This is a genomic window from Streptomyces sp. NPDC057543, from assembly GCF_042801895.1.
Lineage (GTDB): Bacteria > Actinomycetota > Actinomycetes > Streptomycetales > Streptomycetaceae > Streptomyces.
Map to the genome: position 1 here is coordinate 1 of NZ_JBHVFF010000134.1, position 21,952 is coordinate 21,952.

Sequence of the window (21,952 nt, forward strand, 5' to 3'; positions counted from 1 at the left end):
CCCCGTGCGAGCGGCACGGGGGCTTCCGTCATGCGGATGCGTCATCGCGTGGGTGTCATGCGTCCATATGGGTCATGGGCGTGGGGTCGGGGGCGTCCTCACCGTAGGTGCGGTGCAGAAAACGGATCAGCGGCGCGTTGTCGAACTGCACCACCTCCACGCCCTCCTTCGAGCGGAGCTCCACGACCAGCTGGGTCCGGCCGCACGGCCACACCCGGATGCCGCCGCGTTCGGCGGGGGAGCGCAGTCCGCGCTCCAGCAGGTCGCGGCTGAAGGCCCAGTCGATGCCGCCGGGGAAGGCGACATGGACGGTGCGCGGGTCCACGTCGGCGTCGTACAGCAGGTCGACCGGTACCGCCGGGAGGTCGGGGGTGTCATTGACGAGCCAGGCCTCGGCCTGTTCATGAATCACGGGGGGCATGGCCGACTCCTCCAGTCTGTTCTTGTTTGTCATCCAATGTCCCATATTTCCCACTGCAGGCGCGGTGAGGTTTCCCGTCGGGGGAGCTGGGAGGCGGCCAGCTGTGACAGACCCGCTCTTGCGAAGCATTCGCAACAAGGCCCTATCATTGAGCGGTTCACGACACCGTCCGCGGTAACGAAGGATCGCAGGAAGCGGAGCCCCCATGCATGTACCCGACGGATTCATCGACGCCCCCGTCTCCGCCGCCGCCGGAGTCGTCGCCGCGGGCGCCGTCGCCGTCAGCCTGCGGGGCGCCCGCCGCGAACTGGACGAGCGCACCGCGCCGCTCGCCGGTCTGGTCGCCGCGTTCATCTTCGCCGTGCAGATGCTGAACTTTCCGGTCGCCGCGGGCACCAGCGGGCATCTGCTGGGCGGGGCGCTCGCCGCGATCCTGGTCGGGCCGTACACCGGGGTGCTCTGTATCTCCGTCGTCCTGCTCATGCAGGGCATCCTCTTCGCCGACGGCGGTCTCACCGCGCTCGGCGTGAACGTGCTCGACATGGGCATCACGACCACCGTCGTCGCGTACGCCCTCTTTCGCGGGCTGGCCCGCGTCCTCCCGCGGACCCGTCGCTCCGTGACGGTCGCGTCCTTCGTCGCCGCCCTGGTCTCCGTACCGGCCGCGGCCTGCGTCTTCACGCTGATCTACTGGATCGGCGGCACCACGGACATCTCGATCGGCAAGGTCTTCACCGCCATGGTCGGGGTCCACGTCCTCATCGGAATCGGCGAGGCCGTGATCACCGCGCTGACCGTCGGCGCCGTCGTCGCCGTACGCCCCGACCTGGTCCACGGTGCCCGCGGACTCACCGCCCCGCTCAAGCTCCGGGTCGACGGCGAGCTCGTCGACGTCCCGGCCCGGCAGCCCGTCGCCCCGGTCGCCGCCCGCTCCACCCGGGGACTCTGGGCCACCGGCCTGGTCACCGCCCTCGTCCTGGCGGGCTTCGTCTCCTTCTACGCCTCCGCGAGCCCCGACGGCCTGGAGAAGGTCGCCGCCGACCAGGGCATCGACAAGAAGACCGAGGAGCACGCCGCCAAGGACTCCCCGCTGGCCGACTACGGCGTCAAGGACATCTCCGACGCCCGCGTCTCCGGCGGCCTCGCCGGGGTGATCGGGGTCGGTGCCACGATCGTGGTCGGCAGCGGGGTCTTCTACGTGATCCGCCGCCGCCGCACGCCGGCCGCGCCCACCGGCTCCGCGCACGACCGGGAAATGGTCTGACATGGGCGCCGGGCATGCGCACAAGCTCTACCGGCACGGGCACTCGCCCGTCCACGACCTGCCGCCGCACTGCAAGCTCGCCGCCGCCTTCTGCTTCGTCGTGGTCGTCGTCTCGACGCCGCGCGAGGCGGTGTGGGCGTTCGCGCTCTACGCGGTACTGATCGGCGCCGTCACGGCACTGGCCCGCATCCCCGCGGGCTTCCTGCTGGGGCGGCTGCTCATCGAGGTGCCGTTCGTCGCGTTCGCGCTGCTCATGCCGTTCGTGGTGCCCGGCGACCAGACCCACGTCCTCGGCCTCTCCGTCAGCGTCCCCGGCCTCTGGGGCGCCTGGAACGTCCTGGCCAAGGGCACCCTCGGCGTCGCCGCCTCCGTGCTCCTCGCCTCCACCACCGAACTGCGCGCGCTGCTGCTCGGCCTCCAACGGCTCAAACTGCCGCCGCTGCTCGTCCAGATCGCGTCCTTCATGATCCGGTACGGCGATGTCATCACCGACGAGATGCGCCGGATGTCGATCGCCCGCCGCTCCCGCGGCTTCGAGGCCCGCGGGATACGGCAGTGGGGCGTTCTGGCCAAATCGGCGGGCGCGCTCTTCATCAGGTCGTACGAGCGCGGCGAACGTGTCCACCTCGCGATGGTCAGCCGCGGTTACGCCGGTTCCATGCCGGTCATCGACGAGGTGACGGCCTCCCGGACCCAGTGGGCGTACGCCGCCGCCCTCCCCGTCCTCGCCCTCACGATCTGTCTGCTGGGATGGACCCTATGAGCCTGCACACCGCCCCCGCGCCGTCGCTGGAGGTCAGCGGCCTCGCCTACGCCTACCCCGACGGCCACCAGGCACTCTTCGGCGTGGACCTGACCGTCGACCGGGGCGAACGCGTCGCCCTGCTCGGTCCCAACGGAGCCGGCAAGACCACCCTCGTCCTCCACCTCAACGGCATCCTCGACGCCGGCGCGGGCACCGTCCGGGTCGCCGGTCTCCCCGTCGAGAAGCGCAACCTCGCCGAGATCCGCCGCCGCGTCGGCATCGTCTTCCAGGACCCCGACGACCAGCTCTTCATGCCCACCGTCCGCGAGGACGTAGCCTTCGGCCCCGCCGCGTCCGGGCTGCGCGGCGCCGCACTGGAGGAGCGCGTCACCGAAGCGCTCACACAGGTCGGCATGGCGCAGTACGCGGACCGGCCGCCGCACCACCTCTCCTTCGGCCAGCGCCGCCGCGTCGCCGTCGCCACCGTCCTCGCCATGCGGCCGGAGATCCTCGTCCTGGACGAGCCGTCCTCCAACCTGGACCCGGCCTCCCGGCGCGAGCTCGCCGACATCCTGCGGTCCCTGGACGTCACCGTGCTCATGGTCACGCACGATCTGCCGTACGCCCTGGAGCTCTGCCCGCGCGCGGTCGTCCTGAGCGAGGGCGTCATCGCCGCCGACGACCGCACCCAGGACCTGCTCTGCGACGAGGAACTGATGCGCAGCCACCGCCTGGAGCTGCCCTTCGGCTTCGACCCGCGTTCCGTGACCGTGGATTCGAGGTGACCCGCCACACCTGCGACCTGCGACGGGATGCACCATGGGGGGATGAGCGGGAGCGCAGGAACAGGTGTGGACGTACGGGGCACGGTGGCTGCCGGATTCGAACCGGTCCGGGACGCCTTCGTCCGTAACTTCGAGCAGCGCGGCGAACGCGGCGCCGCAGTCACGGTCTACCGGGACGGGCGCAAGGTCGTCGATCTGTGGGCCGGCACGAGAGACGTCGACGGGGCCGAGCCGTGGGCCGTCGACACCGTGCAGATCGTCCGCTCGGCCGGCAAGGGCATCGCCGCCGCCGTGCCGCTGCTGCTGCACCAGCGCGGCCAGGTCGATCTCGACGCCCCGGTCGGCACGTACTGGCCGGAGTTCAAGGCGGCCGGCAAGGAGCGGGTGCTCGTCCGCCACCTCCTCGCCCACCGGGCCGGCATACCCGCGCTCGACTGCCCCCTGACCCCCTCCGAGGCGGCCGACGGGATCACCGGTCCGCAGGCCGTCGCGGCCCAGCGCCCCCAGTGGGAACCCGGCACCGACCACGGCTACCACGCCCAGACCTACAGCTGGCTCATCGGCGAACTGGTGCGCCGGGTCACCGGCCGCACCGTCGGCCGCTGGATCGCCGAGGAGATCGCCCGCCCGCTCGGCCTGGACTTCTGGTTCGGCCTGCCGGCCGACGAAGCGCACCGGGTGGGCCGCATCGGCCCCGTCGAACCGCCGGCCGTCGCGGGCAACGGCGGCACCCTGCGGATGCGCCCCAAGCGGTCCGTCGCCGACGCGTACCGCGATCCGGAGTCCCTCACCCGCCGCGCCTTCGGGGCCATCGACCCCTTCCCCGACGAGAACGCCCCCGACTACCGGGCGGCCGAACTCCCCGCCTCCAACGGCATCGCCACCGCCCGCGCGCTGGCCCGCTGCTACGCCGCGATGATCGGCCCGGTCGACGGCCACCGCCTGTTCGCCCCGGCCACCCTCACCCTCGCCCGCACCGAGGAGTCGGCGGGCCCGGACCGGGTCCTGGTCGTCAACACCCGTTTCGGCCTCGGCTACATGCTGCACGGCCCGGCGGCCCCGCTGCTCGCCCCCGGCTCCTTCGGCCACCCCGGCCGAGGTGGCTCACTCGGCTTCGCCGACCCGGAATCCGGCATCGCGCTGGGCTATGTGACGAATGGTCTGCAGAAGGGAGTCACCGCCGATCCTCGTGCCCAGGCCCTGGTCAGGGCAGTACGGTCGGCGCTATGACTCCTCCTTCCTCTGCTGGTTCACGGTTCGACGGATACGGCGTACTCATCACCGGGGCGGGCCAGGGCATCGGGGCGGCCACGGCCCGCCGGCTGGCCTCGGAGGGCGCCCGCGTCCTGGTCACCGACCTGGACGGCGACCGCGCCGAACGCACTGCCGCGGCGATACGCGAGACGGGCGGGACCGCCGAGGCACTGGACTGCGACGTGTCCGACCGGGCGGCGGTCGAGGCCGCGGTCGCCCACGCCGTCGCCGCCTTCGGCTCCCTCGACGTGCTGGTCAACAACGCATACGCCTGCACGCCCGATGTCCCGCTCTTCGAGGAAGAGCCCGACGAGGCCTGGCAGCGTGACCTCGACATCACCCTCACCGGCCCGTACCGGTGCGCCCGCGCCGCCCTTCCGCACCTGGTGGCCTCCGGCCGGGGCGCGATCGTCAACATCGGCTCGGTCAACGGCGAACAGGACTTCGGCAACCACGCCTACAGCGCCGCCAAAGCCGGCCTGGGCAGCCTGACCCGCACCCTCGCGGGCCATGCCGGACCGCGCGGCGTACGCGTCAACCTGGTCGCGCCCGGCACGATCCGCACGGACGCCTGGGCGGGCCGTGACGCGCAACTGTCCCGGGTGAGTGGCCTCTACCCGCTCGGCCGGGTCGGCGAGCCCGACGACATCGCGTCCGCCGTCGCCTTCCTCGCGTCGCGCGACGCGGCCTGGATCACGGGGACGACGCTGCGGGTGGACGGCGGTCTGACCGCAGTGAACTCCGCCTTCCAGCAGGCGGCTTCGGCGGAGTGACGGAGCCCGCGTACGTACCGCTGGGGCACAAGTGGGGTGCCAAACGAACGTGACACATCGGGGTTCGGGTGTCACGTTCCCGCGAAGGGGTGGGCGGCGAGCCCGGGCGCATCGCCCACCCCGCTCGAACCAGCCGTTGGCCGTGGGGGTGTCGTTGAACGTCCTGCGCCGGGCGATGTTCAGGCAGACCGGTCGCAGGCCCGGGAACCGGTACGTCGCTCCCGCTCAACCCGTGTGCAGCATCAGCCCGATGCCGACGACCATCAGCCCCGCCGCCGCGATGCGCGGCGCGCCGAACCGTTCCTTGAAGAACACCGTTCCTATGGCCGCGCCGACGATGATGGACGATTCCCGGAGCGCGGCGATCGGCGCCAGCGCGGCCCGGGTCTGGGCCCACAGCACGAGGCCGTACGCGGTCACCGACAGGGCCGCCCCCAGCAGCCCGCGTCCGGCGTACGGCTTGAGTGCGGGAAGGAGCGTGGACCGGCGCTGGTAGAGGGCGTACACCGGGATGGCGATCCCCTCCAGGATCATCAGCCAGGCGATGTAACCGAGCGAGGTTCCGGAGGTGCGTACCCCGACCCCGTCCACCGTGGTGTACCCGGCGATGGCCAGGCCGGTCGCGAGGGCGGCCAGCAGCGCCGGCCAGTCCGGGCGTCGGCCGGATCCGCGGATGCCCCAGAGCGCGAGCCCCACGAGCCCCGCCGAGGCCACCGCGACGCCCGCCGTGGCCCAGCCGTCGGGACGCTCACCGACGAAGACGGCGGCGAGGACCGTCACCACCAGCGGGGCCGTACCCCGGGCGATCGGGTACATCTGTCCGAAGTCGCCGAGGGTGAACGAGCGCATCAGCAGCAGCATGTACGCCACGTGCAGCGCCGCCGAGACCAGCAGGTACGGCCACGCCCCGGCGGCCGGGAACGGGACGAAGCCGGCCGCGGCGGCGCCGATCAGCAGCCCGCCCCCGGAGATCAGGGTGAAGGAGAGGAGCTGGTCCTTGATCGCGTGTGCGATCGCGTTCCAACTGGCGTGCGTGACAGCGGCGATCAGGACGGCGAAGGCGACCAGGGGTGTCACGCGGACTGCTCGCGCACATCCACCACGGTTCCACCGGCGTGCCCGATCAGGGTTTTGGGGTCGAGCGGGAAGACCGTGTGCGGGGTGCCCGCCGCCGCCCACACCACGTCGTGGTCCAGCAGCCCGCGGTCGGCCAGCACGCGGGTCGTCGTACGGTGCCCGAAGGGCGGTACGCCCCCGATCGCGTACCCGGTCGTCTCCCGGACCAGATCGGCGCCGGCCCGCTTGACCTTCGCGGCACCCAGCTCCGCGCGGACGAGCTCGACGTCGACGCGCGAGGAGCCGTCCATCAGGACCAGGACCGGGACGCCGTCGGCCTCGAAGATCAGGGACTTGACGATCTCGCTGAGCTCGCAGCCGATCGCGGCAGCCGCCTCGGCGGCGGTACGGGTGGCCTCCGGGAACCGGCGGACCTCGACATCGAGGCCCAGCTCCCGCAGGGCCTCGGCGAATCGGGGGTGGGCTTCGGCGGCAGTGGTGTCGGGAGTGCTCATGCCCTGCACGCTAGCGAACGCGATACGGGGCACGCGACGGAGTTCCGCACTGCGGAACCCCGTCGAGAGGCAATCGCCTTCACCTCTTCCCGGCGTACGACACGACGCAGCCGACGGTCAGCGTCACCCCGAGCACTCCTACGGCAAGCAGTCCAAGGACATCGAGGAGCCCCATGCCGTCCGCCACGCCTCTGATCGCGCCGGCGATCCCGCCGACGGACGCGCATATCCCGAGCACGAAAAGGCGCGAGCCGAGAGGCCCTGACGGGCCGCGGCCGGACGTGCTCACGGCCTTGGCGGGTGGACGCCTCACGGCCCCGCTCGCAGCACCGCCGCCACCACGGGGCCCGCCGCGTCGCCGCCGTGGCCGCCGGACTGGACGACCGCCGCGGCGGCGAGATCGTTGCTGAAGCCGGCGAACCAGCTGTTGGACGTGGCCTGGCCGTCGACCTCCGCCGAGCCCGTCTTGGCGCCCTTGTCGCCGCCGACCGAGGCCATAGCGTCCTTTCCGGTGCCCCAACTCGCGGTCTGGCGCATCATGTTGGTGACCTGCTGGGACGCGGACGGGGAAAGCGAACGGGAGGCGGTGGCGATCGGCCGGCCGTCGAGGTCCGGGGCGACGAGGATCGGCTGGCGGAAGGTGCCGTTCTTCGCGGTGGCGGTGATGGACGCCATGTTGAGCGCGTTCATCTGGATCGTGCCCTGACCGATGTACTGGGCGGCTGCCTCGCCACCGGTGGCCTCGGGCACGCTGCCGTCCCAGGACAGGATGCCGGTCTTCCAGTCCAGGCCGATACCGAAGACGTCACGGGCCTCCTTGGCGAGCGCCGCGTCGTCCTTCGTGTCGTCGATCAGTTTGATGAAGGCCGTGTTGCAGGAGCGGGCGAAGCTGGTCGTCAGGGTGCCGTCGGGGATCGAGAAGTCGCCCAGGTTCTTGAAGGTACGGCCCATGTACATCGCGGTGGGCGGGCACTCGATCTTCTGGTTCGCCGAGGCGAGGCCCTTCTCGATCAGCATCGCCGCCGTCACGATCTTCATCGTCGACCCGGGTGCCTGCTTGCCCTGCATCGCCGTGTTGAAGCCGGTGGCCGGATTGTTGGCGACCGCGCGGATCGCGCCCGTGGACGGCCGGACCGCGACCACCGACGCCTGGCTGAACTTCTTCACGGCCGTCTCGGCCGCCGCCTGGGCGTTCGCGTCCAGGGTGGTCTGCAGCTTGCCCGGTCTGCCCTTGGTGAGGGTCAGCAGGGTCTTGTCCGGCCCGTCCGCGTTCTCGCTCTCGATCCAGGTCTCGACGCCGGCCGTGCCGCCGGCCTTCTCCCCGTACTTGTCGCGCAGTGCGTCCAGGATCGGGCCCAGGGAGGGGTACTTCTCCTTGGTGAGCGCCCTGCCGTTGTGGTCGACGGCCTCGATCGACGGTGTCGACGCCTCACCCGTCTTCAGCGACGCACCGGCCGTCAGTTGCGGGTGGACCACGGTGGGGGCCCAGTCGACCAGCGGCCGGCCCGTGGTCAGGCCGCGCACCACGGTCAGTTCGGAGGAGTACGACCAGGGCTTGGACTGCCCCTCGAAAGACACGGTCGCCTTCACCGTGTAGGGCACCTTCGTACCCACCGCCGGGCCAGGAGTGATCACCGCGTCGGTGACGTGGGCACTCTCGCGGTAGCCGCTCAGGGCCGGTTCGGCCTCGGTCGCGTTGTTGGTGAGCTGGGACGCGACGGCCGCGTCACCGCTCGCCCAGGCCTTGAGGAACTTCTTCGCCGTGTCATCGATCTCCGCGGCGGTGACCGGCCCCGTCTTCACCTCGGCGGCGGCGGACTTGCTGTTCGTGCCGTCGCCGCCACCGCCACCGCCGTTCAGCCCGTCCAGGACGTTGTACGCGCCGTAGCCCACCCCGCCGACCACGACCGCGAAAACTCCACCGACCATCGCGATCTTCGCTCCACTGCGCATCCGTCAGTCCCCCTCCCCAGGAGTTCCCCTTGAACGCGTTCAAGGGGACGCTGCTGGGCACCCTACGGGACTGCGGTGACAGTCGAGATGGTTGTTATAGGAACGCGATATGTGTGGCATGAATACAACGGTCGAACCGTGGTGTGCCGGTCAAATCCAGGTATCCAGCCACATTCGGTCCCGCCAGGATCCGTCCGGAATGGGTGTTCCCGTGTAAATGGGCCAGAAATAAATGAAATTCCAGATGATCAGCAGCACCAGCACGCCCGCCGCGACAGCCCCCAGTGTCCGCCGACGTTCGCCCGACACGTCGCCGGTCACCAGGCCGAGTTCCCGCCCGGGGCCGCTCGCCGCCGCAGGGCCCAGCATCGCGCCGATCATCATCGTGACCGCCAGACACAGGAACGGCACGAACACGACCGCGTAGAAGAGGAAGATCGTCCGCTCCTGGTAGAAGAACCAGGGCAGCCAGCCCGCCGCCACACCGCAGGCGATCGCCCCCGCCCGCCAGTCGCGCCGGAAGAACCAGCGCCACAGCACGTACACCAGGGCGAAGCACGCCGCCCACCACAGCAGCGGCGTCCCGATGGCCAGCACCTCGCGGGAGCACTTGCCGGTCTCCGAGGCCGCGCAGCCCGGCTGCTCCTCCCAGAAGTACGAGACGGGCCGGCCGAGCACGATCCAGCTCCAGGGATTGGACTGGTAGGTGTGGCCGGAGGTCAGATTCACATGGAATTCGTAGACCTGGTACTCGTAGTGCCACAGGCTGCGCAGCCAGTCCGGCAGCCACGTCCAGTTGCCGCCCCTGCCGTCGGTCTGCGCCCAGTTCCGGTAGTAGCCCTTGTCGGTGACGATCCAGCCGGTCCAGGACACGAGGTACGTGAGGATCGCGACCGGGACCGTGGAGACGAACGCCGGCAGCAGATCGCGCTTGAGCACCGCCAGGTACGGCCGCACCGCGCCCGCGGTCCGGCGCGCGCCCACGTCCCACAGCACCGTCATCAGACCGAAGCCGGCCAGGATGTACAGGCCGTTCCACTTGGTGGCGAAGGCCAGCCCCAGCATCAGACCGGCGGTGAGCCGCCACGGACGCCAGCCCAGCCGCAGATTCTCCGCGACCTCGGCATCGGGGCGCAGCACACCCTCCTCGTCGACCGGCAGCGCGGCGGCGAGGCGGCGCCGCGCCCAGTCGCGGTCGATCAGCAGGGCGCCGAACGCCGCCAGCACGAAGAACATCAGCACCAGGTCGAGCAGCGCGGTGCGGCTCATGACGAAGTGCAGACCGTCGACGGCGAGCAGCGTGCCGGCCAGGCACCCCAGGAACGTCGAACGGAACAGGCGCCGCCCGATCCGGCACAGCATCAGCACCGACAGCGTGCCGAGCACCGCCACCATGAACCGCCAGCCGAACGGCGTGAAGCCGAAGACCTGCTCACCGATCCCGATGATCCACTTGCCGACCGGCGGATGCACCACATAGCCCGGATCCACCGGGACGTGCACCTTCGACGGATCGGCGAGGATCAGCTTGTCGATGTCCTTGGGCCAGTTGCCCTCGTACCCCTGGTTGATCAGCGCCCAGGAATCCTTGGCGTAGTACGTCTCGTCGAATATCAGGGCGTGCGGGCTGCCCAGGTTCCAGAACCGCAGCACCCCGGCGACCAGTGCCACCAGCAGCGGGCCGCCCCAGGCGGACCACCGCACCAGGCGTCCGGCCAGGGGCGGAGAGACCCCGAGCACCGCCCACAGCTGGGCGCCGGGGCGGGTGTACGGCGGGATCAGCCGTTCACGCAGCCCGATTCCGGGCCGGGGCGCATGGCCGAAGCGGCGCAGCCGCTGCTGCCAGGATGTCGGCTCTTCGCCGTGCGGTTCCCCGGCGTCTTGACCCTGCGGGGCCTCGGGCGCAGTACTCGTCACCGCGCCATCGTAGGGAACGCGTCTGTGCGAGCGCTGTCGCCCGTGCTGGGAGGATGACTCATGTGACTGGAACGACTGGAACGCTGGTACTCGCAGGAACCCCCATCGGCGATGTGGCGGACGCCCCGCCACGCCTCGCCGCCGAACTGGAGACGGCCGATGTGGTCGCCGCCGAGGACACCCGCCGGCTGCGCCGCCTCACGCAGGCGCTCGGCATCCACACCACGGGGCGGGTCGTCTCCTACTTCGAGGGCAATGAGTCGGCCCGTACGCCCGAACTCGTCGAGGCACTGACCGGCGGCGCCCGCGTCCTGCTGGTCACGGACGCCGGGATGCCGTCCGTCTCCGACCCCGGCTACCGGCTGGTGGCCGCGGCGGTGGAGAAGGACATCAAGGTCACCGCGGTTCCGGGCCCGTCCGCGGTGCTCACCGCTCTCGCCCTGTCCGCGCTGCCCGTCGACCGGTTCTGCTTCGAGGGCTTCCTGCCGCGCAAGGCGGGTGAACGGCTCGGCAGACTGCGCGAGGTCGCCGACGAGCGCCGCACCATGGTCTTCTTCGAGGCCCCGCACCGGCTCGACGACACCCTGGCGGCGATGGCCGAGGTCTTCGGCGCTGACCGCCGGGCGGCCGTGTGCCGGGAGCTGACCAAGACGTACGAGGAAGTGAAGCGCGGCCCGCTGGGCGAGCTGGCGGCGTGGGCGGCCGAAGGGGTGCGCGGCGAGATCACCGTCGTCGTCGAGGGTGCGGCCGACTCCGGACCCGAGGAACTGGACGCGGCGGAGCTGGTACGCAGGGTGCGGGTGCGCGAGGAGGCGGGGGAGCGACGCAAGGAAGCCATCGCCGCCGTGGCCGCCGACGCGGGGCTGCCCAAGCGCGAAGTCTTCGACGCGGTCGTGGCGGCAAAGAATGCGGAGCGAACCGGCCCCGTATAGGTCAACGAACTGATCTCGTAAGCAAAGCGGGAGTCGCGCACCGGGCCTTTCTGCCACGAGATGGCCAAAACCGCTCCAACACTCGTCACGGTCCGATGCGCTGCCGCCGGTTAAGGGCGTCCACTGGACCAAGGACGCATTCTCCGGAGTGCTTGTCCGGCGGACCAAAGGAGCAGGCATGAGCGAGATCACACCCACCACCGTCCATGAGGCGTATGCCTTCGCCTGCATGAAGTGCGGATACGGCTGGGAACAGGCCTACGAGATAGAGCACCACGTCGACGGCTCCAACAACGACTACGTCATATACAAGGCGGACGGGGAGCGGGTTCCCTCGCCCCTCTCCCGGCCCAGCTGCGTGAACTGCGACGGGCACGTGCTCCGGATCATGCGGGCCGGCCGGGTCTCGACCGTCCAGAATCTGCTCCACACGCCCCGGCCCACGCGGACGCCCGTCGAGGGCATCGACGCCCAGGGCGACGAGGCCAGGGCCGCCGTCCCCACCGCCGCATCCGCGGGCGCGCAGCACCACTGGCACCTGTCCGACCTGCTGCACCCCTTCCACCGCAAGTAGGGCGTCCGGCTTCCACCGTCGGCGAGGCGCCCGGCGCGGTCCTCGTACGATCGTCGTCATGAGCCGTACCGAAGCCCCGCCGCTGCCCGAACCCCTCCGGGTGCCGGTCGCCGATTCGCACACCCACCTGGACATGCAGGACGCGACCGTCGAGGAGGGCCTCGCCAGGGCCGCGGCGGTCAACGTGACCACCGTGATCCAGGTGGGCTGCGACGTGGCCGGTTCACGCTGGGCCGCCGAGACCGCCGCCGCGCACGCGAACGTCCACGCGGCGGTCGCCCTCCACCCCAACGAGGCGCCGCGCATCGTGCACGGCGATCCCGATGGGTGGTCGCGGCAGGGGGCGCGCGAAGGGGGCGGGACAGCGGCGCTGCACGAGGCGCTCGCGGAGATCGACGCGCTGGCAGCACTCGACCACGTCCGCGGCGTCGGCGAGACCGGGCTCGACTACTTCCGTACCGGCCCCGAGGGCATGGCCGCGCAGGAGGAGTCCTTCCGCGCCCACATCGAGATCGCCAAGCGGCACGGCAAGGCGCTGGTCATCCACGATCGCGAGGCGCACGCGGACGTGCTGCGTGTCCTCGCCGACGCGGGCGCCCCCGAGCGGACCGTCTTCCACTGCTACTCCGGCGACGCCGACATGGCCCGGACCTGCGCGGACGCCGGGTACTTCATGTCCTTCGCCGGCAATGTCACCTTCAAGAACGCCCAGCCGCTGCGCGACGCGCTGGCCGTCGCGCCGATGGAACTGGTCCTGGTCGAGACGGATGCGCCGTTCCTGACCCCCGCCCCGTACCGCGGACGGCCCAACGCGCCGTATCTCATTCCCGTCACGCTGCGTGCCATGGCGGAGGTGAAGGGCGTGGACGAGGACGCCCTGGCGTCGGCCATCGCCGACAACACCGCTCACGCATTCGACTACTGACGGTACGCACGCACGCATCGGTCACGGTATGCGGTCGAGCCGTTTTGGAGAGTCACCGAAGCTCCGCTATCCTCCCGGGCGCCATCAGGCGAGCCGGCCGATCGGATCCTCTGGAGCATCGTGAGCAACTCGAAGGGCAGTCACCGCGCGGCACGCGGCAGTGGGCGTACGGCGGTGGCGCGACCGTTGCCCGCCCCGCCTCCGGCCGCCGCCCCCGCGTCCGTCCCGCTCCATGAGCGGCTGACGCTCGCCGCGTGGGCGGTGCACGCCCCGACCGTCGTCGACCTGCCGCCGCCCGGCCGCCCGCCCGCCCCCGACGCCACCGGCGGCCGGGCGGTGGCGCGCCGGGCCGCCCCGCGGCACAGGGCCCCGGCCGGGCCCGAGAGCCTGCGCCGCCTCGTCCCGCAGGCCCTCGTCGTCGCGTTCCTGGCCGGTGGCACCACGGCATTCGTGGCCTGCGACAAGGCGGTGACGCTCGACGTCGACGGCAGGCCCCGCACCCTGCACACCTTCGCGGACGACGTCGACGAGTTCCTTGCCGACGAGGGCGTCACGCTCGCCGCCCGCGACAGCGTCACCCCGGCCCTCGGCAGCGGACTCGCCGACGGCGACGAGGTCGTGGTCCGGCCGCGGAGGTAGGAGCCCGGCGCCCGGCCGGAGAAGCCGTGTGCGCGACGGGCGCGAGCCCCCGGTCGCGCCGCGGCCGTACGCTTACCGGGTGAGCACCACTGAGCCCGATGCCCTCCTGGGCCCCGCAGACATCCGCGAGCTGGCCGCCGAGCTGGGCGTACGCCCGACCAAGCAGCGCGGTCAGAACTTCGTCATCGACGCCAACACGGTCCGCCGGATCGTGCGGACGGCGGAAGTCCGCCCGGACGACGTCGTCGTCGAAGTCGGTCCCGGGCTCGGCTCGTTGACCCTGGCGCTGCTGGAGGCGGCGGACCGGGTCGTCGCCGTCGAGATCGACGACGTGCTGGCGGGCGCCCTGCCGGCCACGGTCGCCGCCCGGATGCCGGGGCGCGCCGACCGCTTCGCGCTGGTGCACTCCGACGCGATGCTGGTGCGGGAGCTGCCGGGCCCGGCGCCGACCGCGCTGGTCGCGAACCTTCCGTACAACGTCGCCGTGCCGGTCCTGCTGACGATGCTGGAACGGTTCCCGTCGATCGAGCGGACCCTCGTCATGGTCCAGGCCGAGGTCGCCGACCGGCTGGCCGCACGGCCGGGCAACAAGGTCTACGGCGTGCCGTCGGTGAAGGCCAACTGGTACGCGGACGTCAAGCGGGCCGGGTCCATCGGCCGCAACGTCTTCTGGCCCGCCCCGAACGTCGACTCGGGTCTGGTGTCGCTGGTCCGGCGCACCGAGCCGATCGCGACGAGCGCGAGCAGGACCGAGGTCTTCGCGGTCGTCGACGCGGCTTTCGCCCAGCGCCGCAAGACGCTGCGGGCGGCCCTGGCCGGCTGGGCGGGCTCCGCGCCCGCCGCCGAAGCGGCGCTGGTCGCCGCCGGGATCTCGCCGCAGGCCCGCGGCGAGTCGCTGACGGTCGAGGAGTTCGCCGCCATCGCCGAGAACAAGCCCGCAGGGAATGAGCCTGCCGGGAGCGAGCCTGCCGGGAGCGAGCCCGCCGGGAACGTCCGCAACGAGCCCTCCGGGAGGGGCGAGTGAGCGTCACCGTCCGCGTACCGGCCAAGGTCAACGTCCAGCTCGCGGTCGGCGCCCCGCGCCCCGACGGCTTTCACGACCTGGCCAATGTCTTCCTCGCCGTCGGCCTGTACGACGAGGTCACCGTCACCCCCGCCGACGAGCTGCGCATCACCTGCTCGGGCCCGGACGCCGCGAAGGTCCCGCTGGACGCGACGAACCTCGCCGCCCGCGCCGCGATCGCACTGGCCGAACGGCACGGCATCGCCCCCGATGTGCACATCCACATCGCCAAGGACATCCCCGTCGCGGGCGGCATGGCGGGCGGCAGCGCCGACGGCGCCGCCGCCCTGCTGGCCTGCGACGCCCTCTGGTCCACCGGCGCCACCCGGGAAGAGCTCCTCGCCATCTGCGCCGAGCTGGGCAGCGACGTCCCGTTCAGCCTCGTCGGCGGCGCGGCCCTCGGCGTCGGCCGCGGCGAGCGGCTGACCGCGATCGATGTCGGCGGAACCTTCCACTGGGTCTTCGCGGTCGCCGACGGCGGGCTCTCCACCCCGGCTGTCTACGGTGAGTTCGACCGGCTCACGGTCGGTACGGACGTCCCTGCGCCGGAGGCCTCACCGGCGCTCCTCGCCGCACTGCGCGCCGGGGACACCAACGCGCTCGCGGACTCCCTGAGCAACGACCTCCAGCCCGCCGCGCTCTCCCTGCGCCCCTCGCTGGCCGACACCCTCGCCGCGGGCACCGGGGCAGGTGCCCTGGCCGCCCTGGTCTCGGGCTCCGGGCCGACCACCGCGTTCCTGGTGGCGGACGAGGAGTCGGCCCGGAAGGTGGCCGAGGCGCTGATCACCTCGGGCACGTGCCGGAACGCCCGGGCCGCGGTCTCCCCGGCGCCGGGTGCCACGCTCGTCTGACACCGCCTGCCGCTACCGGTCGTAGTGGCAGCGGCAGGCGGGGCCGCAAGGGCGAGCGGACGTCCTGCCGCTGTCGCCCCGTACCCTGGGAAGTCGATCGATCCCCCGGGGCAGGAGTGAAATGGCCGTCAATCTGGTCAATGTCGAGCAGGTCAGCAAGGTGTACGGCACCCGTGCCCTGCTCGACGGCGTGTCCCTCGGGGTGTCCGAGGGGGACCGGATCGGTGTCGTGGGCCGTAACGGCGACGGCAAGACGACCCTCATCCGGATGCTCGCCAGGCTGGAGGAGGCGGACAGCGGCCGCGTCACCCACAGCGGTGGGCTGCGCCTCGGCGTCCTGACCCAGCACGACTCGCTCGACCCGGAGGCGACCATCCGCCACGAGGTGATCGGCGACCTCGCCGACCACGAGTGGGCGGGCAGCGCCAAGATCCGCGACGTGCTCACGGGGCTCTTCGGCGGGCTCGCACTGCCGGGCTTCGAGCACGGCCTGGACACCGTCATCGCGCCGCTCTCCGGCGGTGAGCGGCGCCGCATCGCGCTGGCCAAGCTGCTCATCGCCGAGCAGGACCTGATCGTCCTCGACGAGCCGACCAACCACCTCGACGTCGAGGGCATTTCCTGGCTGGCCGGCCATCTGCGGGCACGCCGCTCGGCGCTCGTCTGCGTCACCCACGACCGCTGGTTCCTCGACCAGGTCTGTACGCGCATGTGGGACGTCCAGCGCGGCACGGTCCACGAGTACGAGGGCGGCTACAGCGACTATGTCTTCGCCCGGGCCGAACGGGAGCGGATCGCCGCGACCGAGGAGTCCAAGCGGCAGAACCTGATGCGCAAGGAGCTGGCCTGGCTGCGCCGCGGCGCCCCCGCCCGTACCTCCAAGCCGCGCTACCGCATCGAGGCGGCCAACGAGCTGATCGCCGACGTGCCGCCGCCGCGCGACACCAGCGAGCTGATGAAGTTCGCCAACGCACGGCTCGGCAAGACCGTCTTCGACCTGGAGGACGTGACCGTCCAGGCGGGCCCCAAGACGCTGCTCACCCATCTCACCTGGCAGCTGGGCCCCGGCGACCGGATCGGCCTGGTCGGGGTCAACGGCGCGGGCAAGACCTCGCTGCTGCGGGCGCTCGCCGAGGCGGCCCGTACGCAGGGCGACACCCAGCCCGCCGCCGGGAAGGTCGTCGTCGGCAAGACGGTCAGGCTCGCCTACCTCTCCCAGGAGGTCCACGAGCTGAACCCGAACCTGCGGGTACTCGAAGCGGTGCAGCAGGTACGGGACCGGGTCGACCTCGGCAAGGGCCGGGAGATGACCGCGGGCCAGCTGTGCGAGCAGTTCGGCTTCTCGAAGGAGAAGCAGTGGACCCCGGTGGGCGACCTCTCCGGCGGTGAGCGGCGCCGGCTCCAGATCCTGCGCCTGCTGATGGACGAGCCGAACGTCCTCTTCCTCGACGAGCCCACCAACGACCTCGACATCGAGACCCTGACCCAGCTGGAGGATCTCCTCGACGGCTGGCCCGGATCGATGATCGTGATCTCCCACGACCGGTTCTTCATCGAGCGCACCACGGACCGGGTGATGGCGCTGCTCGGCGACCGCACGCTGCGGATGCTGCCGCGTGGGATCGACGAGTACCTGGAGCGCAGGCAGCGGATGGAGGAGGCGGCCACCCCCTCCGCCGCGCCCGCGGTCAAGGAGAAGGCCGCGCCGGCCGCGACCGTCTCGCCGCAGGCCGCACGCGCGGCGAAGAAGGAACTGCAGAAGGTGGAGCGGCAGCTCGACAAGGTGTCGACGCGGGAGACCGCGCTGCACGCACAGATCGCGGACAACGCCACGGACTTCGAGAAGGTCGCCAAGCTGGACGCGGAACTGCGCGAACTGGTCGCGGAGCGCGACGAGTTGGAGATGCGCTGGCTGGAACTGGCCGAGGACGCCTGATCGCTGAGGCGCATGCGGTGCGCACCGGTCACGGTGGTGCGATCGGTGCGAACTGGTGTGACCAGTGGGGTCTGTGGGGCGGGTGGTAGAAAGAAGGCTTGCCCGGCAACAGGTGCAGATGCCGGTCCGGTCCGCACGAAGGGGGACGTGCTGATGACCCAGCCGCCCGGCCAGCAACCGCCGCAGGAAGGCTTCGGAGCCCCGTACGATCCGGCGCCGGCGCCGGGGCCGGCCCAGCCGCCCCCGCCGCCCGGACCCGGACCGGGGTACGGCCCCGCGCAGCCCGGCCCGTACAACCCGCCCGCGCAGCCGGGGCCGTACAGCGCGCCCGCGCAGCCCGGTCCCTACGGAACTCCCGTGCAGCCCGGCCCGTACAGCGCGCCCGCGCAGCCGGGACCGTACGGGGTCCAGCAGCCCGGCCCGTACCACGCCCCCGCACAGCTCGCCCACGGTTACCAGCAGCAACCGCGGACGCCCGTTCCGGACGGTCCCTCCCGGGGCCCGTTCCGGGGCAGGCCCGCAGTGATCATCGGGGCGGCCCTCGCCGCGCTCCTGGTCGTCGGCGGCGTCTACCTCGGCACGGGCGGGGACGGGAACGGCAAACCCCGCGCCGAGGCGAGCGCGGAGAGCACCGATGACGGGCAGCCGAGCACGCCGCCGTCAGCCAAGGAGCCGAACGAAGCGGAACGCACCAAGGAACGGGCCGCGGCCGACGCACGGGAGACCAGGGACCTCAACGCCGCGCGCAAGCCGGGCGAAGCGCGGGTGGACTGGCTCCAGACCAACGCCGTCGACCTGCCGCGCCGCGGCGCCGACGCGTACGGCCCCTGGGTGTTCGGCGACACGGTCGTCAGGGGCTTGTACCGCACGCTCTCGGGCTATTCCGCGGCCGACGGTGAACAGCGGTGGTCCCTGAAGTTCGGCACGAACATCTGCGCGGCGCCCACCGGGGCGTCGACCGACGGCAAGCTCATCATCGGTCTCATGAACGGTACGTCCGACAAGGCCGACTGCGCGGACCTCCAGATGGTCGACCTGAGGACCGGCAAGGCGGGCTGGAAGAAGTCCGTCGACCGGAAGGGCGTGCAGGATCTGCTGTCGGACCTCGCCATGGGGATCAGCGGCGATGTCGTCACCTTCGGCCGCACCAGCGCGAGCAACGCCTACCGGGTCGCGGACGGCACGGAACTGGACATCAAGCAGCCAGGCAACTGCCAGCCCTTCGCCTTCGCGAGCGGCCCCCGGATGATCGCGGCCACGAGTTGTCCGACGGCCGACGCCGATGTGCACAACGACCAGGTGCAGGAGTTCGATCCGGCCACTGGCAAGCCGAAGTGGACGTACAAGGTCAAGACCGGTTGGCAGGTGGACCATTTCTACTCGGTCAGCCCGCTCGTGGTGTCGCTCAAGAAGCGCGGCCAGTGGGCCATCGTCGCCCTGAACGAGAACGGCACCTACCGGTCCCAGATGGCGGGCAAGGGCGACTACGCGGTGAGGTGCTCGGAGGAGTACGCGTCGACCATCAGGAAGAACATCGACGGATGCATCGGTGCGGCGGCCGACGCGAGCACGTTCTATCTGGCGACCAAGCAGGTGCAGAGCGACACCGCACCCAACAACGCGGTCGTCGCCTTCGATCTGGACACCGGCAAGGAGAAATGGAGTGTGGAGTCCCCGGCCGGCCAGACCGTCCAGCCGCTGCGGATGGCGGGCTCCGACCTGTTGGTCCAGATCGAGGCCACGTACCGCAGGAGCGGCGGGCTCGCTACCGTCGCGCCCTCCGGCGGCGCTCTGCGGACGCTGCTGCGGTACCCGGCTTCGACGTCCAGGGTCGAGAGCAGCCTCTTCCTCCCCAGGATCGTCTACGCAGGCGGCCGTTCCTTCGTCATGAACTCGGCGGTGAGGGAGCAGAACGACGAGGAGGAGATGAAGGTGAAGACCCTGATCGTCTTCGGCGAGTGAGGGACCGGAGGGGGCAGGACGGGCCCCGGAGCGCCGGTGAGGGGTGCGTCCGTGCGAACCGGCTTGCGCACGTGACGAGTTGACCGGCAGTCATCGCTGCCGTCCGGAGCCGCCCCTCAACCGCGTAACGGCGGCATCACGGGGCGGTTCTCCCTTGGGAACAGGGGGTGGACCGACCCGGTGTCCGTGGTGATGCGGGTGGTACAAAGAAGCCCCGCTCGACTGTCGTAACACTGCGGGATCCATGCCCGATTCGCTCCTTTCCGCGGAGTTCAGGGGTCTTGTCGGCCCCTTCGAGCTCCGCGGAATCGCGGGGGAGACCGGAACGGGCACCGGACCGCACGAAGGGGGGACGTGCTGATGACCCAGCCGCCCAGCCAGCAACCGCCGCAGGGGGGCTTCGGCGCACCGCAGGAGCCGCCGCCGGGAAGTCCTCAGCCGCCCCAGGGCCCGCCGCCCGCGCAGCCGCCGCAGTCCCCACCGGTTCCGCAGTCCCCACCGGTTCCGCAGTCCCCACCGGCTCCGCCGCCCGCCCAGCCCGGTTACGCCTATCCCCAGGCACCCGGCCAGATGCCGGGTCAGGCGCCGGGCCAGGTCCCCGGCCAGATGCCGGGTCAGGCGCCGGGCCAGGTCCCCGGCCAGATGCCGGGTCAGGCGCCGGGCCCCCAGGTCCCCGGTTACGGTTACCCCCAGCAGCCCGGCCCGTACAACCAGCAGCAGCCGGGCCCCTACAGCCAGCAGCCTGGCCCTTACAGCCAGCAGCCGGGCCCCTACGGCCAGGCGCAGCCGGGCCCGTACAACCAGCAGCCCGGTCCGTACGGCCAGCAGGCGCAGCCCGGTTACGGCTACCCGCAGCAGCAGTACCCCGGCGCACCTGCCCCGGGCGGTCCCGGCGGTGGCAGTCTCTTCAAGCGCAAGCCCGCGCTGATCATCGGCGCCGCGGTCGTCGCGCTCCTCGTGATCGGCGGCGGCATCTTCGTCGCCACGAGAGGGGGCGGCGACGACAAGAAGCCCGTCGCGGAGAAGAGCGACGACGCCAAGCCGAGCACCTCGCCCTCCGTCGGCGAGGGCAACGGTGACGGCGACGGCCGTGAGAACGACGACCTCAACGCCGGCCGCAAGCCGGGCGAGGCGAAGGTTCTCTGGCTGCAGAAGAACGACATCGACCTGCCGCGCAGCGGCGCGGACGTGTACGGCCCCTGGGTCGTCGGCGACACCGTCGTCAAGGGCATGTATCGCAGCATCTCCGGCTACTCCGTGGCCGACGGCAAGCAGAAGTGGACGCTGAAGCTGCCTGCCGACCTGTGCGCGGCGCCCTCGCAGACCACCACCGACGGCAAGATCGTCATCGGGGTCAAGAACGGCACCACCGACAAGGCGGACTGCGGGGACCTCCAGATGATCGACCTCAACACCGGCACGGCCGGCTGGAAGAAGTCGATCAAGCAGAACGGCATCTGGGACATGCTGTCGGACATCTCGCTCGCCATCAGCGGCAACACCGTGACGGTCGGGCGCACCGGCAACTCCAACGCCTACCAGGTCAGCGACGGCAAGGAACTGTTCGGCAAGCAGCCGGGCAACTGCCAGCCGTTCGCCTTCGCGGGTGGCCCGAAGCTGATCGCCGCCTCCAGCTGCCGCACCGACGACCCCTACAACCCGCAGCACCAGGTCCAGGAGCTCGACCCGACCACCGGGAAGCCCAAGTGGACGTACCGGCCCAAGCGCGGCTGGGAGGTCGACCGCGTCTTCTCGGTGAGCCCGCTGGTGGTCTCCCTGAAGAAGGACAAGGAGTGGAGCATCCTCGCCCTCAAGGAGAACGGCTCGTTCCGCTCCGGGCTCGTCAGTGACAAGGGCGACAAGTTCGCGCCGGACTGCGGCAGCGCCTTCGCCATCTTCGGCAAGGCCCTGGACGGTTGCATCGGTCTTGCCGCCGACGCCAACACGTTCTACATCGCGACCTCGCCGGACTCCAGCGGCCTCGCCCGCACGAACAAGGTCGTGGCGTTCGACCTGAACACCGGCAAGCCCAAGTGGAAGGCCGCGGCGCCGGCCGAGCGCACGGTGAAGCCGCTGCGCATGGAGGGCGCCGACGTGCTGCTCTACGTGGAGGCCGGTTACAACAAGGGCGGCGGGATCGCCACCCTCGCACCGACCGGTGGCACCCCTCGGATGGTGCTGAAGCACCCCGTGTCGACGTCCGAGATCGAGAGCACCTTCTACGACACGAAGATCGTCTACGCCGGTGGCCGTTCCTTCATCGCGAGTGGACGGGTCAGTGCGAGAAACGACAAGGAAGAGCTGGAGACGAAGACCATGATGGCCTTCGGTAACTGACGGCTCACGAAGACTTCTCACGGCGGGCAGCGGCCCGAGATCCTTCGGCC

Annotated in this window: 19 protein-coding genes; 14 read left to right on the plus strand and 5 right to left on the minus strand. The window is 71.3% G+C overall.

The window, feature by feature from the left end; genetic code table 11:
* Positions 1 to 55: 55 nt before the first annotated feature.
* Positions 56 to 421 carry an SsgA family sporulation/cell division regulator gene (locus ACFU8Q_RS22290; protein ID WP_384456665.1) on the minus strand — a complete coding sequence of 122 codons (366 nt, stop codon included), beginning with the start codon at positions 419 to 421 and terminating at the stop codon, positions 56 to 58.
* Between the two features lie 205 nt (positions 422 to 626).
* On the opposite strand from ACFU8Q_RS22290, the gene ACFU8Q_RS22295 reads away from it, so the two are divergent.
* From ACFU8Q_RS22295 to ACFU8Q_RS22315, 5 genes are all read left to right on the plus strand, one after another.
* Positions 627 to 1,685: an energy-coupling factor ABC transporter permease gene (locus ACFU8Q_RS22295; RefSeq protein WP_384456668.1), complete on the plus strand. Its 1,059-nt coding sequence runs from the start codon at positions 627 to 629 to the stop codon at positions 1,683 to 1,685.
* 1 nt (position 1,686) lies between these two features.
* A complete protein-coding gene (gene cbiQ / locus ACFU8Q_RS22300) occupies positions 1,687 to 2,448 on the plus strand; it encodes a cobalt ECF transporter T component CbiQ (protein WP_384456670.1) in 762 nt (253 codons plus the stop codon).
* Positions 2,445 to 3,215, plus strand: coding sequence for an energy-coupling factor ABC transporter ATP-binding protein (locus ACFU8Q_RS22305; RefSeq protein WP_384456671.1), 771 nt, complete (start codon positions 2,445 to 2,447; stop codon positions 3,213 to 3,215). The genes cbiQ and ACFU8Q_RS22305 overlap by 4 nt, the downstream gene beginning before the upstream one ends.
* 66 nt (positions 3,216 to 3,281) lie before the next feature.
* Positions 3,282 to 4,445 carry a serine hydrolase domain-containing protein gene (locus ACFU8Q_RS22310; RefSeq protein WP_384456701.1) on the plus strand — a complete coding sequence of 388 codons (1,164 nt, stop codon included), beginning with the start codon at positions 3,282 to 3,284 and terminating at the stop codon, positions 4,443 to 4,445.
* Complete coding sequence (locus ACFU8Q_RS22315) at positions 4,442 to 5,242, plus strand: SDR family NAD(P)-dependent oxidoreductase (RefSeq protein ID WP_384456673.1); 801 nt, start codon at positions 4,442 to 4,444, stop codon at positions 5,240 to 5,242. Before ACFU8Q_RS22310 ends, ACFU8Q_RS22315 begins: the two co-directional genes overlap by 4 nt.
* A 225-nt stretch (positions 5,243 to 5,467) precedes the next feature.
* Here ACFU8Q_RS22315 and ACFU8Q_RS22320 read toward each other — a convergent pair whose 3' ends face one another.
* The 4 genes from ACFU8Q_RS22320 to ACFU8Q_RS22335 form a co-directional block, all read right to left on the minus strand.
* Positions 5,468 to 6,319, minus strand: a complete 852-nt coding sequence (locus tag ACFU8Q_RS22320) for an EamA family transporter (RefSeq protein WP_384456675.1) — start codon at positions 6,317 to 6,319, stop codon at positions 5,468 to 5,470.
* On the minus strand, positions 6,316 to 6,813 hold the full coding sequence (locus ACFU8Q_RS22325; RefSeq protein WP_384456677.1) for a YbaK/EbsC family protein: 498 nt from the start codon (positions 6,811 to 6,813) through the stop codon (positions 6,316 to 6,318). The genes ACFU8Q_RS22320 and ACFU8Q_RS22325 overlap by 4 nt, the downstream gene beginning before the upstream one ends.
* A gap of 309 nt (positions 6,814 to 7,122) precedes the next feature.
* The gene (locus ACFU8Q_RS22330) at positions 7,123 to 8,766 is read right to left on the minus strand and encodes a penicillin-binding transpeptidase domain-containing protein (protein WP_384456679.1); all 1,644 of its coding nucleotides are present in this window, start codon (positions 8,764 to 8,766) and stop codon (positions 7,123 to 7,125) included.
* A 150-nt stretch (positions 8,767 to 8,916) separates the two neighbouring features.
* Positions 8,917 to 10,683, minus strand: coding sequence for a dolichyl-phosphate-mannose--protein mannosyltransferase (locus ACFU8Q_RS22335; RefSeq protein ID WP_384456681.1), 1,767 nt, complete (start codon positions 10,681 to 10,683; stop codon positions 8,917 to 8,919).
* Between the two features lie 53 nt (positions 10,684 to 10,736).
* On the opposite strand from ACFU8Q_RS22335, the gene rsmI reads away from it, so the two are divergent.
* The 9 genes from rsmI to ACFU8Q_RS22380 all read left to right on the plus strand — a co-directional run bounded on the left by rsmI (position 10,737) and on the right by ACFU8Q_RS22380 (position 21,902).
* Positions 10,737 to 11,615: a 16S rRNA (cytidine(1402)-2'-O)-methyltransferase gene (gene rsmI, locus ACFU8Q_RS22340; RefSeq protein ID WP_384456683.1), complete on the plus strand. Its 879-nt coding sequence runs from the start codon at positions 10,737 to 10,739 to the stop codon at positions 11,613 to 11,615.
* Positions 11,616 to 11,793: 178 nt separating this feature from the next.
* Positions 11,794 to 12,189, plus strand: coding sequence for a hypothetical protein (locus ACFU8Q_RS22345; RefSeq protein ID WP_384456685.1), 396 nt, complete (start codon positions 11,794 to 11,796; stop codon positions 12,187 to 12,189).
* Between the two features lie 58 nt (positions 12,190 to 12,247).
* Positions 12,248 to 13,114, plus strand: coding sequence for a TatD family hydrolase (locus tag ACFU8Q_RS22350; RefSeq protein WP_384456687.1), 867 nt, complete (start codon positions 12,248 to 12,250; stop codon positions 13,112 to 13,114).
* 120 nt (positions 13,115 to 13,234) lie between these two features.
* Positions 13,235 to 13,753 carry a ubiquitin-like domain-containing protein gene (locus ACFU8Q_RS22355; RefSeq protein ID WP_384456689.1) on the plus strand — a complete coding sequence of 173 codons (519 nt, stop codon included), beginning with the start codon at positions 13,235 to 13,237 and terminating at the stop codon, positions 13,751 to 13,753.
* A 79-nt stretch (positions 13,754 to 13,832) separates the two neighbouring features.
* The gene (rsmA, locus tag ACFU8Q_RS22360; protein WP_384456691.1) at positions 13,833 to 14,777 is read left to right on the plus strand and encodes a 16S rRNA (adenine(1518)-N(6)/adenine(1519)-N(6))-dimethyltransferase RsmA; all 945 of its coding nucleotides are present in this window, start codon (positions 13,833 to 13,835) and stop codon (positions 14,775 to 14,777) included.
* A complete protein-coding gene (locus ACFU8Q_RS22365) occupies positions 14,774 to 15,667 on the plus strand; it encodes a 4-(cytidine 5'-diphospho)-2-C-methyl-D-erythritol kinase (protein WP_384456693.1) in 894 nt (297 codons plus the stop codon). The genes rsmA and ACFU8Q_RS22365 overlap by 4 nt, the downstream gene beginning before the upstream one ends.
* 121 nt (positions 15,668 to 15,788) lie before the next feature.
* Entirely contained in the window at positions 15,789 to 17,603 is a 1,815-nt protein-coding gene (locus ACFU8Q_RS22370) for an ABC-F family ATP-binding cassette domain-containing protein (RefSeq protein WP_384456695.1), read from the plus strand.
* A gap of 153 nt (positions 17,604 to 17,756) precedes the next feature.
* Positions 17,757 to 19,565, plus strand: coding sequence for a PQQ-binding-like beta-propeller repeat protein (locus ACFU8Q_RS22375; protein WP_384456697.1), 1,809 nt, complete (start codon positions 17,757 to 17,759; stop codon positions 19,563 to 19,565).
* 360 nt (positions 19,566 to 19,925) lie between these two features.
* Positions 19,926 to 21,902: a PQQ-binding-like beta-propeller repeat protein gene (locus tag ACFU8Q_RS22380; RefSeq protein ID WP_384456699.1), complete on the plus strand. Its 1,977-nt coding sequence runs from the start codon at positions 19,926 to 19,928 to the stop codon at positions 21,900 to 21,902.
* Positions 21,903 to 21,952: the final 50 nt, after the last annotated feature.

Bases quoted from the DNA above. Each gene is read 5' to 3' on its own strand.
- ACFU8Q_RS22295 (WP_384456668.1), top strand. From the start codon at position 627: ATGCATGTACCCGACGGATTCATCGACGCCCCCGTCTCCGCCGCCGCC.
- rsmI (WP_384456683.1), top strand. From the start codon at position 10,737: ATGACTCATGTGACTGGAACGACTGGAACGCTGGTACTCGCAGGAACC.
- ACFU8Q_RS22345 (WP_384456685.1), top strand. From the start codon at position 11,794: ATGAGCGAGATCACACCCACCACCGTCCATGAGGCGTATGCCTTCGCC.
- ACFU8Q_RS22290 (WP_384456665.1), bottom strand. From the start codon at position 421: ATGCCCCCCGTGATTCATGAACAGGCCGAGGCCTGGCTCGTCAATGAC.
- ACFU8Q_RS22325 (WP_384456677.1), bottom strand. From the start codon at position 6,813: ATGAGCACTCCCGACACCACTGCCGCCGAAGCCCACCCCCGATTCGCC.
- ACFU8Q_RS22315 (WP_384456673.1), top strand. From the start codon at position 4,442: ATGACTCCTCCTTCCTCTGCTGGTTCACGGTTCGACGGATACGGCGTA.
- ACFU8Q_RS22330 (WP_384456679.1), bottom strand. From the start codon at position 8,766: ATGCGCAGTGGAGCGAAGATCGCGATGGTCGGTGGAGTTTTCGCGGTC.
- ACFU8Q_RS22375 (WP_384456697.1), top strand. From the start codon at position 17,757: ATGACCCAGCCGCCCGGCCAGCAACCGCCGCAGGAAGGCTTCGGAGCC.
- ACFU8Q_RS22370 (WP_384456695.1), top strand. From the start codon at position 15,789: ATGGCCGTCAATCTGGTCAATGTCGAGCAGGTCAGCAAGGTGTACGGC.
- cbiQ (WP_384456670.1), top strand. From the start codon at position 1,687: ATGGGCGCCGGGCATGCGCACAAGCTCTACCGGCACGGGCACTCGCCC.
- ACFU8Q_RS22350 (WP_384456687.1), top strand. From the start codon at position 12,248: ATGAGCCGTACCGAAGCCCCGCCGCTGCCCGAACCCCTCCGGGTGCCG.
- ACFU8Q_RS22305 (WP_384456671.1), top strand. From the start codon at position 2,445: ATGAGCCTGCACACCGCCCCCGCGCCGTCGCTGGAGGTCAGCGGCCTC.
- ACFU8Q_RS22380 (WP_384456699.1), top strand. From the start codon at position 19,926: ATGACCCAGCCGCCCAGCCAGCAACCGCCGCAGGGGGGCTTCGGCGCA.